Origin of the sequence: Persicirhabdus sediminis (assembly GCF_016595495.1) — a bacterium.
GTDB lineage: Bacteria > Verrucomicrobiota > Verrucomicrobiia > Verrucomicrobiales > Akkermansiaceae > Persicirhabdus > Persicirhabdus sediminis.
Map to the genome: position 1 here is coordinate 205,658 of NZ_JAENIM010000047.1, position 14,524 is coordinate 220,181.

Below are 14,524 nucleotides of genomic sequence, written 5' to 3' on the forward strand. Positions count from 1 at the left end.
AGACCGTTCTATCAGCTAGGATTTTGCAGCTCGTTCACGCGCCCATTTGGCGATGCGCTTGGCTAGCTGCTTTTCGTAGCTGGCATCGCGCTCGCGGCCAGCGTAATTCGTCTCATAGTGGTAGGCTAACAAATCACTGGCAAATTCAATTTTAATCCCCGCGCGTTCTATCAGCTCGAGCTGGCGGCGCAATGTGCGCCCCCGATCCATCGGCATACCGAGCTTAGCACACTCGGCGGCAAAGCGGTGAAGGTAGCTACGTTCAGCTGGTCGGCCCGAGATAAATGCTGGCATCACGGCGATTCTAATATCCTTGCGCCGGTGGATCACAATCACTAATGCCAATAGCAAAACCACCCCAGCTAACACTAGCACCAGGTCCACTGTGGGTTCGCTAGGTAGATAGTCGTCGTCAGCTGGCTCCGCATCTTCATCCGCTTCGTTATAGTCAAATTCCTCTGGTTCCGGTGCCTGCTCACCCTCTGGGGCCACCGACGGAGTGGGCACGTTTTCACTACTAACTGGCGTGGTATCAAAGCTCACCCAGCCGTATCCCTCAAACCATAACTCAGTCCACGCATGGGCATCGCGTGCGCGGAATAACCACAAATCTTGCTCTGGGTAATAAGTGCCACCAGACCAGCCGTAAGCCACTCTGCTAGGGATACCTAGACGACGGCAAATCAATGCTGTGGCTGAAGCAAAATGCTCGCAGTAACCAGATTTTTCGTAAAACAGGAAATTCTCTATCGGCTCTCTATCATCGACATTTTCGGTCCGCAGTGAGTATTGGTAATCGCGCTGCAACATCTCCTTGAGATTCATCAATGCCTCACCCAATGGCAAATGTCGCCACTGCGCGACTAGGTAGTCGATATCTTCATGAAACACTGCCGGCACCTCAGTGATCCATGGTTCAGCTGCGGCTGGCACCTTCATTTCTAGCTGAGCTTCGAGCAAATCGTCGACATCTAGCGGCTTGGCACTTTGTCTATAAGAGTAGCGGTTTTCCGTGATTGTCGGCAGCTGATAGACATCATTTGCCAGCTGGGTCAAACTAGGCAACCAGACACGTGTTAGCCCGTTCATGCTGATCATCGCATTGCGGCCCGTGTCATTCACTGAGTGGTAAATGCGGTAGTCCAGCGCGGCAAACTGGGCCCTATTTGCAGGCGTTTTATTGAGGGTAATCGACTCCCGTCCGGCCTCTGGCTGGAACTGTTTGTGATTGGCTAACGGGATCATGCTCCAGCGCCCTTCACGGTATTGTTCTAACGCGTAGCTGCGCAGGTAGATGCGTTTATCATCTGGCCACTCGGCGCCATTTTTGAAACGCAAAAATACTTCTGGGTGCCCCTTTGGGTTGATGTTGCTGCGTTTCGGAAGTTCGCGCGACACATCATCGGTTAGCAAATTAGAGCCGCCCGACTCCATCAATTCATTACTCTTTTCACCGTCCTCATTGCCCTGCAGCTGCGGCAGCATATCGCCAGCTCTGGCGTACACGACCTTGTGCATACGCATGGCAATAAACTGGCTAGGTTTTTGAAATAACAGCAGAGCCGACGCTAACAAAACACCGCCAACTAAGATGCCGTAATAACATGATGATTTAGAAATATGCCCATGGGTACGCAACTTCGACCAGACAAAGAGGCCAAATACCATGACCCAGCTGGCGACAATCACCCAGAGGCTTGACGACAAGTTGCCCGCTGATGATTTCAGGCACCAATAGCCGACCAGCAGGCTCAGGATAAAGACCATCAGGCGCATTTAGGCTGCCCCCTTTCCTGTTGATAGAAAGGCCACTTCTGGCAAATTGAATTGGCGAATATCAATAGCTAACACGTTAGACTTTTTGTCACAGACATGCTGCCAGCTAGGCAATGGCACATCTGAGATGACCACTGCTGCTGCGGCGGGTGGCAGCGCACTCAATGCCTGCTCTAGCTCGTGAAGCTCGGTGCCTTGCGGCCGCTTGGCCATGGCTAGGCGATCGAGAAAGCTAAGCAATTCGCTAGGCGACGAGCAGCTAGACACTCTCCAGCCAAACAAATCGGCACACATCTCGACCTTTACTCCGCTAGAGACTAGATGTTTCACCGCGCCGGCAAAAAGAGAGATGGCGAGTTCAAAGCGGTCGCCGCGCAATAGCTCACCGCCCACAGCGTAGCTATGGAAAATCACACGACACTTGCTAGGGTGAAATCCTGGCGGGTCGCTTTCGCGAACTCTAAGTTCACGGCCACGGGCAAGCGCACGCACACTGCTAGGCCAATGAACATCTCTAGCAAAATCACCATTTTGCCATGGACGCAGACCTCTCGGCTCGCCGGATTCGTGACCTAAACGCACGCCGATCTCAGCATAGTCACCTTGATTGTTTCCTTGGCCGAACATCTCGACAGGCACGATGAGCCGCGGGTGAACGAGGAGTCGATGGGTGACTTTCACCTGCTGGCAGCGGTCAAACAGAGCAAAAGGAAACGAGCTCTGCTGATAGAACTGAAACTCTTCTACCACCATGCGCCGCTGGATATGCATGGCTACCAATTGGCTGAATGTTGAGCTCGATGCCACCTTGATAGGATCCAGCTTGAGATGCAGCTCGAAGCTCATGGGGATGTGGCAATTGATTCCCCAGCTAGGCAGCCATTTTTTCTCATTTTGCAGGGAAATACGCAGGTCGAATGGTTTGCCCACTTCAACGCGCATGGGCACTAACATCTCCACATGAAGCCCAGCTAGATTGATGCGATTCCACAGATAGGCAAGGGCTACTAGCATCAAACCGCAGCCAGCTAAAAGGATAAACGCGCCGTCAGCTAGAAGGATACCAACCATTAACAAGGCCACCGAGCCACCTGCGACGGCAGCTCCTTTGCTTTGGATGGTTGTTTTTGCTCGGTTCACATTTATCTAACTACATGTATATTATGGTACCGGAGTTTGCTCGAGGGCTGCTTGCAGAACGGTTTCGGGCGAACTTTGCGAGTCTGTGATCAGCCGGTGGCTGAGCACGTGTGGGTAAACTAACTGGATGTGGTCTGGATGCAGCTCAGAATGGCCAGAAAACTTGGCATAAGCTTGAGCGGCGCGCATGATTGCTAGAGAGGCGCGCACTGAGACCGACTCACGCGAGCCGAGCACCACCCTAACTGACTCACACAGATCCACAATGTACTGGCTGAGTTTTCCGGCAACTGGCAGTTGCATGGTTTCAGCTTGCAGCTGGCGCCAGTCGGCTAGGCTGAGATCACTGTCGTGTAGGCTCTCGCGCGTGCTATTCGTTAGGTGTGAGCGCAAAATATTCACCTGCACTTGGGCATCTGGCAGGTGCATGGGGATGGAGAGAAGGAAGCGGTCTAGCTGGGCTTCAGGCAATGGGAAAGTTCCGGTGGACGAGCTTACGTTCTGGGTGGCCACAACCATGAATGGTGCCTCCAGCTGGCGAGTGACGCCGTCGATACTAACTTGTCCTTCATTCATCGCCTCTAGCAGAGCTGACTGAACCCGCGGTGATGTGCGGTTAATTTCATCTGCTAGAAGGAGGTTGGTAAAGATTGGTCCGGGGATGAATTCAAACTCATCTCTCTGCTGGCGGTACATTTGGTAGCCGAGAATATCTGATGGCAGCAGGTCAGGAGTGAACTGGATGCGCTTAAACACACCGCTCATGCCCGAGGCTAGCGATTGGGCTAAAGATGTTTTGCCCACACCGGGAGCGCCTTCAATCAACGCGTGACCTTTGGCCAACAGAGCTGTGATCAGCAAGGTAGCTGGCAGCTCAGATCCTAACACCACTGAGTTGAGCTCCGAGTGCAGAGATTTGAGTTTCTCTATCATCTTAGCGGAGTTGCTCGGAAATATGATTGATGGCAGCTGGATAGAGGCGGTGCTCTTCCACCTGAATGCGCTGGTGCAGTGAGCTAGCGGTGTCATCACCCATCACTGGCACCATGGCCTGCATGATGATAGGGCCAGTATCCATACCGGCATCTACGTAGTGAACGGTGCAGCCAGACTCACGCGCACCGGCTTCTACTGCCTGCACCCACGCTTCTAGTCCGGGGAAGTTAGGCAGCAATGATGGATGGATGTTGATGATGCGATTTGGAAATGCTTCTAGCAATGGCGCTTTGACTAAGCGCATGAACCCAGCGAGACAGACGAGCTCGACGCCAGCGTCTTTGAGCTGCTGGCCAATGGCTGCCTGCGCGGCATCTGGGAATTTGGTTTTAAACCCGTGGCAATCGATCACAGCGTTAGGAATGCCTGCTTTTTGGGCACGCTCGAGGATGAACCCGTCTGGATTATCCGAGAGCACGAGGGCGATTTCAGCATTCAACTCTCCACTGTCGATGGCATCGACGATGGCCTGCATGTTGGATCCTGATCCAGACCCTAAAATTCCTAGACGAATTGGTTTCGACATGCCAACAAGCTAAGCAGGATAATCTCGTGGCGCAAGCTATCATCGGGTCTGGCTAGCAGATCATTCACCGCGAACATGTTTCAACTCAGCGAGAACCTCTGATCGCCAAGCGACAAGGCCTTTTTTCATCTGAGTGGTCACTTCTGGCAAATCGTCAGCTAGGTTATTTTTTTCAGCTGGATCCGCAGGGATGTCGTAGAGGAAGAACTCACCTTGACGGTCAATGAGTTTGTATTGGTCGTCCATCCACACGGTCTCTTTGCCATCGCGGTTGAGGAAACCGATTGGCTTTGAGCGAGCTTGGGATTTCCCCTGTAGTAATGGCAGCAGGCTGATGCCGTCGTAGGTGCGGTCAGCTGGCAGATCCACGCCGATGGCATCTAGGATGGTGGGAAAATAATCTGAGGTGACACAAGGGACGTCGATGACTTGTCCGCCCTTCACGCCAGCTGGCCAGACCATCAGCCCTGGCACGCGGATACCACCCTCGTTGATAGATAATTTCACCCCTGAGAGACCTGCGGTGCGGCCTAGTTCACGCGGTGACCCTTGGCGAGCTGGGCCATTATCACTGCAGAACCACAGCATGGTATTGTCCTCCACGCCGAGGGATTTGAGCTCGGCTCTGAGGCGACCTACTTGCTCGTCCATGGCGGTGATCGATGCGTAATAATGTTGTTCATCTTCGCTGAGCTCTGGGTACATTTTGCGGTATTCAGGCCCGCCAACGATGGGCGAGTGAGGCGCGTGGAACCAAACGACAGCAAGGAATGGCTGCTCTTTAGCCACGGCGTCCTGGATGAATGGCACGGCTCGATCCATCACCACACGGGAGGCACAGCCGCTGAGGTTTTCCGTTTCTATCTGCCCGGGCCCGGTGAAAAAATCATTACCGTAAGGCTTGCCCTTCATATTGCTCGCCGCTTTGGCTTTTTTGTTTTTCCTGATCGGCCCAGGGTGCAAAGTTGGATCCCATGTCGGCACTTTCGACTCAGTGACAAAACTCACATCAACATCGCGCTCCCACGGCGGGCAGAAATACTTAGCTGGGTTCCTAGCGTATTGCCCCCAGCGGCTTTGATCACCTTTGTTTTTGGTCAATGTGCCCATGTGCCATTTGCCAAAGTGGCCGGTGGTGTAGCCATTTTCTTTGAGCACGGTGGTGATGGGAATTTCTGAATCTTCAAGCATGCCCTGCATGGCAAAGGTGATGCCAAAGCGATATGGATTGCGGCCAGTGTAACAACTCCCGCGAGTTGGCGAGCACATGGCAGCGGCTGAGTAGAAACGATTGAATGTCACGCCCTGCTGGCTAAGTGCATCGAGATGGGGAGTTTTCAGGTCTGGGTGGCCATTGTAGCCAGAGTCACCCCAGCCTTGGTCATCGGTCATCACCAGCACGATGTTGGGTTTCGCATCAGCGGCGGCAGATGGCAAAATAGCGGCTCCAGCCAGCGTGGCTGATACTGCCAACATCGGGCATAATTTAAAATTCATGACCGCAATTTATACTAAATGACCCATCCAGCAAAACCCATTTAGCTAACTGACATTCATTTACTCTATCAGCCTGCGCAGTTCCTCTAGCCTGAATGATTTCCAGCTGGCTGAAATTTCCGCCATGACGGCTGAGTAGAATTCTCGGGAATAAATAGAGCGCCCAATCAATCGTATGATAAAGTAAACCCAATGATACTACGCTATGAAACTCACCCGCATTATACCTATTTCCCTAAGCCTACTGGCTCTAACGGCCACATTAATCCACCTCACTACCTCTAACGCCATGTCTGAAGAACAAATGAAACCAGCAGCGATGCCAGAAGTTCCAGCTGGCCATGAAGTCGCCATCTTTGGCGCTGGCTGCTTCTGGTGTGTTGAGCCCGTTTTTGAACAACAAGCTGGCGTGAAATCCGTAGTTTCTGGCTACACCGGCGGGCATACTAAAAACCCAAGCTATGCAGAAATTTGCAGCAAAACCACCGGCCACGCAGAAGTGGTGCATGTGGTCTTTGATCCCAAAGTGATCAGCTACGCCAAGCTTGTCGATTGGTTCTGGAAATTGCACGATCCCACCCAAGTCAACCGCCAAGGCAATGACATTGGCCCACAATACCGCAGCTGCATCTTCTATACTAACGAAGCTCAGAAAAAAACCGCCAGCGCATCAAAAGCCAAAGCTCAGGAGAAATTCAACCGTCCTATTGCCACCGAGATCACCGCAGCTAGCACATTCTATCCAGCTGAAATTGGCCACCAAGATTATTACAAGCTGAACAAAAACCGCAATCCATACTGCCGCGCCATCATCACTCCTAAGCTGAAAAAACTCGAGCTCGACCACTAGCCGACCCCTTGGGAAGTGGTTTCGCCATGATGCCCTCAGCTCCTGCTTTTGCTAACAAGTAAGCCAGCAGGCTTGCTGAGCGCATGAATTTGCAATTATTTTTCGCTAACGAACACAGCGAAACTATAGCCTATAGAACGCTTGAATCAATATAGTTACACGATTAAACGGCCATTTATGCATATTTGAACACGTATTATTTCCTGTAAAAACCACCCAGAAAACCTATCATACGATTCATCTGGTCATGGTAAAACTACATTATCTCTTAATCGTATTATTGGCCCCCTCACTCGTCGTTATGTTCTGGGCAGCTCAATCGGGCGCGCTGGAAGATGCGGGCATGACGCACGCTTACAACAACTACCGCAAAGAAACTGCTAGACTCGTTGAAGAAAACCGTCACGACGAACTCGCTTACGCCTATCAGAAGTGGTTGAGCAAGTTTGAACAACTCATGGCGGAATCTGATCCAGACTCAGAAAAAAGGCTGCAGATCATGAGTGAAATGACGGCCCTCTATTCTGCGCTGGGCCAAGATGAACGCTCAGCCGACCTATCCATTACCGTTAGAGATGAGGCAAAAAAACGTGGTTATAGCCACTTGGCCGATGTGCATACGGTTTCCGCTGTTGGAAATATCTATTACGCCAAAGGCCGCGGCAATGCCCAAGATTTGCTAGAGCTAATTGAAAAGATCAACATAAGCATGCCCGCAGCTGAAAGGTTAGGCCCGCTAGATCACCTATGCCTGCTGCAGAACAAAATAGAAATTCAAACCAGGTCTGCTGACTACCGTGGAGCGTTAGACTCATTGGATGAATTCATTGCTCACCTCCAAAGCTATACAGAGGCAGGTTTCTCTCCTTCCATGTCGATGAGCAGCTTATGTCTAACGTGGGCGACGCAGAAACAAGCTGAACTGCAAATCGTCGCCGCAGCCAAAGACGCCTATCTGGCCACAGGCCACGGCAGCAAAGAGCAGCTCGTAGAACTGCTAGGCCAGCTAGATGCAAGCATGCAAGCGGCCCAGTGCCTAGACGCCACGGTGCCTCTCTACCTCCTGCAGGCGAAAATGGAAATCCAGATTAGAAACGGCACCTATCAGGACGCGTTAGAAACTTGTCACGAGTTGAAGAGCCGCCACCAACTTTATAATAGCCTAGTCTATTCGGAGGAAAAATGCCGCGCGCTCTTCAGCTACCAATTGGAGCCATCATGGTGGTGGCGGCAGATGCAAATTTTCCAGCCAGCTGGAGTGCTCAGTGATGCAGGAAATTCCAGCTGGCACGCGCGTCTATCCAACTAACTGCAGAGGCTCTAGAGCAAGCTGCTGACACACATAATTTCATCTTAACGAGCTGTGAGTTGACAAGCACGTGGTCTCTGCGACATGTCTGGCAAAACATGACTCACATGGAAACTATCAGCTGGAAAGATAAGCTTACTAACTGGATCAAATCTGACCGCACCGAGCGCTTTGTCATGGTGGCCATTGTCATCAATGCCGCGGTGTTAGGTCTGCAAACCTACCCTGCTATCACCGCTCGTGCTGGCGGCCTCTTGCATGCCATCGACCTCGCCTGCCTGGCGGTCTTCATCGTCGAGCTGCTAGCCAAGATGATCGTCTACGGTCGCCAGTTCTGGAAAACTGGCTGGAATTGGTTCGACTTCATCGTCGTGATGATTGCCATCGTCCCCGCAAGCGGACCATTTTCCGTCCTCCGCGCCCTGCGAGTTTTGCGTGTGCTGCGGCTGGTCTCCTCCGCACCTAGCTTGCGCCGAGTGATCGAGGCATTTTTACACGCCATCCCAGGCCTCAGCGGAGTACTCGTTATCATGACTGTCTTTTTCTACGTCATGGCCGTACTCGCCACTAACCTATTTAGCGCCACCCACCCGCAGTGGTTTGGTTCCATTGGCGACAGCCTGTATTCACTGTTCCAGATCATGACGCTGGAGAGCTGGTCGATGGGCATCGTTAGGCCGGTGATGGAAGTTCACCCGTGGGCGTGGATCTTTTTCATCAGCTTCATCGTCATCGCCACCTTCACCATTCTCAACCTGTTTATCGGCATCATCGTCTCCACCATGCAGGAGCTTGCCATGGTGCCAGATACTCACGAGCAACATTTAGAATCGCTAGAGGTGCTCGAGCGCATTGAAAATGATCTTGTCACCCTGCGACAACAGCTGGCTAACAAATCCAAAGCTGGCAAAAAATCCTAGCTAGAAGTGGGCGACCAGCTGGCGTGATTCTCCAGCTGCTAGCCCGCTATTTTTCAGTCATCAAATGTCCAGCGGTCGCGCCAGTCCGCTGGCAATCGCTGAATTTTAGCGCCAGGCATTTCCACCAGCGCTAGCGTATGCTGGCTGGTGATGAGCAAGTCGTTATTGCTCTGACGGCGCATTTCAAAATCAAAATAAAACCTCACGCGGTCCAGCTTGCTGAGCCGGCCAGTGGTGACGATAGTATCACCATACAGCGCAGACATCTTGTAGTTGACGTTAATATTGACCACCACAGGAAACAAACTCTGCTCCGCCATCGCCGCCAAATCCATGCCCATTTTCTCCGCCGCCAGCTTGGTACGGCAGCGCTCCAACATCCTCAAGTAGGCAAGGTTGTGCACGACCTGTCCGCAGTCGGTATCGTAGAACATCACTTCATCCTCGGTAATCAATGTAGGCGCTGGCTCAGACATGCACGCAGGCTAGCTAGCTAGCCGCAGAATGAAAAGAGCGAAGTCAGCGCGAGCCATGGTGGCTAGAAATTCTAGCCGTTTTTGCCCTGAAAGATGTCAGGCATTTTTCCCATCAGATGGCTAGAAATTCTAGCCGTTTTTGCCCTGAAAGATGTCAGGCATTTTTCCCATCAAATCAGCCATAACCCTTATAGTTGCGTTAACAACTAGCTATTGCCGCAGAATTTGGGGGTGCAATACGCCGAAGGCGTGCAACAGCCTAGCCTATGGTAAGGCAACCCCAAAGGGGTAACGCAACCATAGGTCAGCTCAGCCGTGAAATAGGAGCTCTGTAAGAGCGAGACAGCCGAGTGATGATGTGTTAGTATTAAGGCTATGTCTCAGTCTTTATCGCAGATATACCTGCATATTATTTTCAGCACCAAAGATAGAATGCCTCATATCAACGAGGAGACAAAAGCGCACCTCTGGGCGTATTTGGCGAAGGTTGCCAATGAACTCGATCATGACGCCGTCGAGGTTGGCGGTGTGGCTGATCATGTCCACCTTCTCTGTCATGGCTCGCGCACGATGACAGTGAGCGATTTTTTAAAGGATTTAAAAATATCTTCCAGCAAGTGGATGAAGGGCCAAGGCGGCGTGAGTCAGTTTGCGTGGCAGAGAGGCTACGGAGCATTTTCTGTCAGCGCATCCAATGCAGCAGCCGTACGCGAGTATATTTTAGGCCAAGAAAAACATCACCAGCAGCAAAGTTTCAAAGATGAATATCGTGAGTTTTTGCGCAAACATGGGGTCGGCTGGGATGAGAAGTATGTTTGGGGGTAAGCGACGCATCAGGAGCTGTATCGCTCTTTCAGAGCTAGCTGTTTGGTGGCGCCGGCACCTAGGGGTGCGTTGTGCCTTCGGCACGGCCTTCCCCTAGGCTAGGCTGTTAAACGCCTTTGGCGTAAGATCATTCGGCTGACTCACTTGGCTAAGCACATTCCAGCCACCACATTCCAGCCACCACATTCCAGCCACCACATTCCAGCCACCACATTCCAGCCACCACATTCCAGCCACCACATTCCAGCCACCACATTCCAGCCACCACATTCCAGCTACCACATTCCAGCCACCACATTCCAACCACCACATTCCAGCCACCACATTCCAGCTAAGCACATTTTGGCCACCTTCTAGCTGGGCATTTTTCTGATTCTGCGACTTCGGCTGGTGGGTGGGCTGTCTGCGTGTCGGCCTTGGCGCTAGGTGGGTATTTTTGTTCTTCTAAGTGCTTGAGCGTCGGTTGATTGATTCTAGCTGGCGGAAATGGCTGGGCTGGGTGTCGGTTACTGTTGGCAAGATTTTACAATCTGGGCTTGGGTAATTGAAAGTTCAGCGCTAGGCTGGCTGGCAATGATCGAATTGCTTCAACAAGGTGGCCCCTTTGTGATGGTCTTAGCAGCGCTGGCGTTTGTCGCGGTGTTTTTGATCTTCGAGCGAATTTTCTTTTTCCAACGCGTACGCATCAACGTTGGCGACCTGTTATTAGGTCTGGCCAATCACGTTCGCAACAAGGCCTATGCTGAGGCTCTGCACGAGGCATCTCGCGCACCTGGGCCAGTGGCTCGTGTCTGCCATGCGGTCTTGATGCGTCGTCAGGTTCCGCGCAGCGACTTACGCGACATCGCCCAAGAAGCTGGCCAGATGGAAGTACCTATCCTCGAGCGCAACTTGCGCCCGCTGTATTCGATTGCCATGGTGGCGCCACTGATTGGTATGCTGGGCACGATTAGCGGGCTGACGGAAACATTTATGCTACAGAGCATGGATGATGGATTTGCCTCTAGCTCGGAGATGAATATGGGCATTTATAAAAGCCTGATCACTTCAGCGATTGGCCTGACCATTGCGGTGCCAGCGTACCTGTTTTACATCTATTTTTATAGTAAAGTGAAGCGCATGGCTCACAGCATCGAGCGCGGAGGCATTGAAATGATCAACATCATTTGCGACGCCCGCGATCAAACTGAGATTGTATCCTTCCGCGAGGAAGCCGACGAGCTCGGCAAGAAGCAAGGTTCATGAAGCTGCAAATTACATTGCCGTCCAAACCTGGCTTGCTGCACTTCATCCCTGGGCTGGATCTGCTAGCGCTGATTTTGGTGATTCCTCTGATGGGGGCTAGCTTCAGCCAGCAGAGTGGCGTGGCGGTGAATTTGCCCGAGTCGTCATTTCGCCTGCAGCGAATCGATAACCCAGTGCTCATCACCGTGAGCGGCGGCAATCCACCGCGCATCTGGGTGAATAAAAAAAGCGTGCCTATGCACCTGCTGGAGCGTGAGCTGGAAGAAATGCGCAACAATACCCAGCAAGAACTCATCACCACAGCTCTGATTCAGGCCGACGGCGAGGTGCCGCACCGCGTCATCATGCAGCTGGAAGATCGCATCCTGCGCATAGGGCTCAACTGCGCTCGCATCGGCAGAATTTCTGGCCAATAAGCCAACTCACACCACGCATGGGTTATTTCCGTAAAAAGAAAGCAAAGCGCGACTGCTCAGCCGGTCTGGTCTTTCCGTGGCGCCGTGTACCGGGCAACAAACTTGGAGTGATTGGTGCCTTTTCCATCACCACCTTCCTCTTTGTTTTTCTCGCCACCGCGGTGAAAATTGACATCCGTCAGCCATTCAGCGTGCCCAATCGCAGCGGCGAAATCCTCATCTTGGGTGAGCGAGATCCCATCGCCGCCACCCTGCTGCAGCGCGCAGAAAACCTCTCGCCATTTCCCATCCGCTGGGATCCAGCTAGCGATCCAGATACCTGGGAGCGCATCCGCAGCCAGCAGGCACTGGCCACCACCCAGAGCGATCTGATTTACCATGGAAACCTGCAACCGCTGCCAGATTTCCGCCTCAAGCCCACCCTGTCCAACGTCTACCGCAAAGGCCAACGACCGATGCCCGAGCTCGACGCCAGCTGGAAAAATTCACCTCCAGCTAGCGCAAACGAGCCGCTGCAGATTGCCGCCAAACTGAGCGTTTCTAAAGAACTCACCGCACGCCTGCAAGACTCCACCATCCAGCTCTCTGGCGCCATCCCGCGCGAGTGGTACGGGCTGAGCTTCAACTACCTGATCAGCATCAACGCCAACGGAGACGTGGTCAATTTCCTGCCCATCGACAGCTCCATCCCAGACGCCACAGATAAAAATGCCAGCCGCGCACAAAGCGCTCTCAACCTGTGGATCCAGGCACTCAAATTCACCAGCCAGCCAGCTGAAAAATCCACCAGCCAGCCGACATTTGGCACCCTCAACGTCGAGCTCGTCGCCAGCCAGCCATGATCAACCTCACGCTAGAACAATTCTCGCTTTACGCCGTGATTCTCTCCTGCGCGGTGATTTTTCTGGGCGGCACAATCAGACGTCTGCGCCACCGCCAACTGCGTAGATCTAGGCGCAGAAAGTTCATCCGCTGCCGGATTTGTGGCCTCGCCTACACTGACTATTCAGCCGCTCGCGACCCCGAGTGCCCACACTGCGGTCGCCTCAATGACAGAGGGCGTACGCGCAGGCTGGGATAATGAACGCAGGAACAAGCTTGCACTCTAGTAATTTAGCACGATAATGCCGCGCGAAAAGTAATCCGCTTTCGCACAAGAATCAGTAACCATCATGAACGACCGCAGAGTAGTAATCACCGGAATCGGTACCGTCAGCCCGCTTGGTAATGACCTTGCCACCACTTGGGAAAACCTAAAAGCAGGCAAGAGCGGCATCGGCCGTATCACCCAGATGGACACTTCTGACTACACCGTGCACATCGCCGGTGAAGTGAAAGATTTCGACCCGAAACCATATTTCAAGAACCCTAAAGACGCGCGTCGTGCAGACCGCTACGCCCAGCTCGGGGTAGCCGCATCCGCCATGGCTATTGCAGATGCAGGCCTTGACGATGAAGGCATCGACAAAGACCGCGTAGGCGTCATGGTTGGCTCCGGCATCGGTGGCCTCGGTACCCTTGAAAAAGAACACCGCAACCTGATGCAAAAATCACCAGGTCGTGTATCACCTTTCGTCATCCCAATGATGATCGCCAACATCGCTAGTGGCATGGTCTCCATGGACTACGGATTTGGTGGACCAAACATGTCCATCGTTACCGCATGTGCCACATCCAACCACAACATCGGTGAAGCATGGCGCATGATCAAATTTGGCGATGCAGACGCATTTGTAGCTGGCGGCGCTGAAGCCACCATCCTGCCAATGGGCCTCGCTGGATTCAGCAACATGAAAGCTCTCAGCACCCGCAACGACGACCCAGAAGCTGCCTCACGTCCATTCGACACTGGCCGCGACGGATTTGTCATGGGTGAAGGCGCTGGCGTACTCGTCATCGAAGAATACGAACACGCCAAAAAGCGTGGTGCCAAAATCTACGCAGAACTCGTAGGTTACGGTGTATCAGGCGACGCCTACCACATCACCTCACCACATCCAGAAGGTGTCGGCGCTAGCCGCTGTATGGACATGGCGCTCAAGCACGCCAAGATGAACCCAGAAGACGTCGACTACGTCAACGCTCACGGTACATCCACACCACTCGGTGATATTTGTGAAACCAAAGCGATCAAGCGCAGCTTCGGCGACCACGCCAAAGACAAACTTCTCGTCAGCTCAACTAAGTCCATGACTGGTCACCTTCTCGGTGCCGCTGGTGGTATCGAAATCGCCGCCTGTATCATGTCTCTTCAGGAAGGTGTCATCGCACCAACCATCAACATCGAAGACCAAGACCCTGAGTGTGACCTCGACTACTGCGCAAACGTAGCTCGCGAAGCCAAAGTGAAATCTGCCCTCAGCAACTCATTTGGTTTTGGTGGCCACAACTCCAGCTTGCTCATCAAGACACTGGACTAAGCTTCAGTCACTTCTGTGATAGCTAGCTGAAACCATCAGCTAGCTGGCACACCATTCTCTATCTTGGCGACCGTGTTAGCACGGTCGCCTTTTTTTATTTCGTGGCTGACAAATCAAAATCTAGCTGG

Annotated in this window: 16 protein-coding genes; 10 read left to right on the forward strand and 6 right to left on the reverse strand. The window is 52.7% G+C overall.

From position 1 onward, the window contains the following. Positions 1 to 15 precede the first annotated feature (15 nt). From JIN82_RS16765 to JIN82_RS16785, 5 genes are read right to left on the reverse strand one after another with little or no spacing between them, the layout of a single operon-like run. Positions 16 to 1,776, reverse strand: a complete 1,761-nt coding sequence (locus JIN82_RS16765) for a transglutaminase-like domain-containing protein (protein WP_234042136.1) — start codon at positions 1,774 to 1,776, stop codon at positions 16 to 18. Further along, entirely contained in the window at positions 1,777 to 2,916 is a 1,140-nt protein-coding gene (locus JIN82_RS17635; RefSeq protein WP_200312826.1) for a DUF58 domain-containing protein, read from the reverse strand. A gap of 21 nt (positions 2,917 to 2,937) precedes the next feature. Beyond that, complete coding sequence (locus tag JIN82_RS16775; RefSeq protein WP_200312827.1) at positions 2,938 to 3,849, reverse strand: AAA family ATPase; 912 nt, start codon at positions 3,847 to 3,849, stop codon at positions 2,938 to 2,940. Position 3,850: 1 nt separating this feature from the next. Then, positions 3,851 to 4,438 (reverse strand): phosphoribosylglycinamide formyltransferase, encoded by a 588-nt coding sequence (gene purN / locus JIN82_RS16780; RefSeq protein ID WP_200312828.1) that lies wholly within the window; start codon positions 4,436 to 4,438, stop codon positions 3,851 to 3,853. Positions 4,439 to 4,498: 60 nt separating this feature from the next. Next, the gene (locus JIN82_RS16785) at positions 4,499 to 5,935 is read right to left on the reverse strand and encodes a sulfatase family protein (RefSeq protein ID WP_200312829.1); all 1,437 of its coding nucleotides are present in this window, start codon (positions 5,933 to 5,935) and stop codon (positions 4,499 to 4,501) included. A gap of 289 nt (positions 5,936 to 6,224) precedes the next feature. Between JIN82_RS16785 and msrA the strand changes: the two genes are divergently transcribed. The 3 genes from msrA to JIN82_RS16800 all read left to right on the forward strand — a co-directional run bounded on the left by msrA (position 6,225) and on the right by JIN82_RS16800 (position 9,014). Further along, positions 6,225 to 6,785: a peptide-methionine (S)-S-oxide reductase MsrA gene (gene msrA, locus JIN82_RS16790; protein ID WP_234042137.1), complete on the forward strand. Its 561-nt coding sequence runs from the start codon at positions 6,225 to 6,227 to the stop codon at positions 6,783 to 6,785. 247 nt (positions 6,786 to 7,032) lie between these two features. Further along, on the forward strand, positions 7,033 to 8,094 hold the full coding sequence (locus tag JIN82_RS16795; RefSeq protein ID WP_200312830.1) for a hypothetical protein: 1,062 nt from the start codon (positions 7,033 to 7,035) through the stop codon (positions 8,092 to 8,094). A 98-nt stretch (positions 8,095 to 8,192) separates the two neighbouring features. After that, positions 8,193 to 9,014, forward strand: coding sequence for an ion transporter (locus JIN82_RS16800; RefSeq protein ID WP_200312831.1), 822 nt, complete (start codon positions 8,193 to 8,195; stop codon positions 9,012 to 9,014). Between the two features lie 53 nt (positions 9,015 to 9,067). On the opposite strand, the gene JIN82_RS16805 is transcribed toward JIN82_RS16800, so the two are convergent. After that, the gene (locus JIN82_RS16805; protein WP_200312832.1) at positions 9,068 to 9,490 is read right to left on the reverse strand and encodes an acyl-CoA thioesterase; all 423 of its coding nucleotides are present in this window, start codon (positions 9,488 to 9,490) and stop codon (positions 9,068 to 9,070) included. A 375-nt stretch (positions 9,491 to 9,865) separates the two neighbouring features. On the opposite strand from JIN82_RS16805, the gene tnpA reads away from it, so the two are divergent. The 7 genes from tnpA to fabF all read left to right on the forward strand — a co-directional run bounded on the left by tnpA (position 9,866) and on the right by fabF (position 14,396). Then, entirely contained in the window at positions 9,866 to 10,315 is a 450-nt protein-coding gene (gene tnpA, locus JIN82_RS16810) for an IS200/IS605 family transposase (RefSeq protein WP_200312833.1), read from the forward strand. Positions 10,316 to 10,459: 144 nt separating this feature from the next. Then, a complete protein-coding gene (locus tag JIN82_RS16815; RefSeq protein WP_200312834.1) occupies positions 10,460 to 10,672 on the forward strand; it encodes a hypothetical protein in 213 nt (70 codons plus the stop codon). A 216-nt stretch (positions 10,673 to 10,888) separates the two neighbouring features. After that, on the forward strand, positions 10,889 to 11,560 hold the full coding sequence (locus JIN82_RS16820) for a MotA/TolQ/ExbB proton channel family protein (protein WP_200312835.1): 672 nt from the start codon (positions 10,889 to 10,891) through the stop codon (positions 11,558 to 11,560). Beyond that, positions 11,557 to 11,976 (forward strand): ExbD/TolR family protein, encoded by a 420-nt coding sequence (locus JIN82_RS16825; RefSeq protein ID WP_200312836.1) that lies wholly within the window; start codon positions 11,557 to 11,559, stop codon positions 11,974 to 11,976. Before JIN82_RS16820 ends, JIN82_RS16825 begins: the two co-directional genes overlap by 4 nt. Before the next feature lie 17 nt (positions 11,977 to 11,993). Beyond that, positions 11,994 to 12,818 carry a hypothetical protein gene (locus JIN82_RS16830; RefSeq protein ID WP_200312837.1) on the forward strand — a complete coding sequence of 275 codons (825 nt, stop codon included), beginning with the start codon at positions 11,994 to 11,996 and terminating at the stop codon, positions 12,816 to 12,818. Then, complete coding sequence (locus tag JIN82_RS16835) at positions 12,815 to 13,057, forward strand: hypothetical protein (protein ID WP_200312838.1); 243 nt, start codon at positions 12,815 to 12,817, stop codon at positions 13,055 to 13,057. The genes JIN82_RS16830 and JIN82_RS16835 overlap by 4 nt, the downstream gene beginning before the upstream one ends. 91 nt (positions 13,058 to 13,148) lie before the next feature. Further along, on the forward strand, positions 13,149 to 14,396 hold the full coding sequence (gene fabF, locus JIN82_RS16840; RefSeq protein WP_200312839.1) for a beta-ketoacyl-ACP synthase II: 1,248 nt from the start codon (positions 13,149 to 13,151) through the stop codon (positions 14,394 to 14,396). Positions 14,397 to 14,524 lie beyond the last annotated feature (128 nt).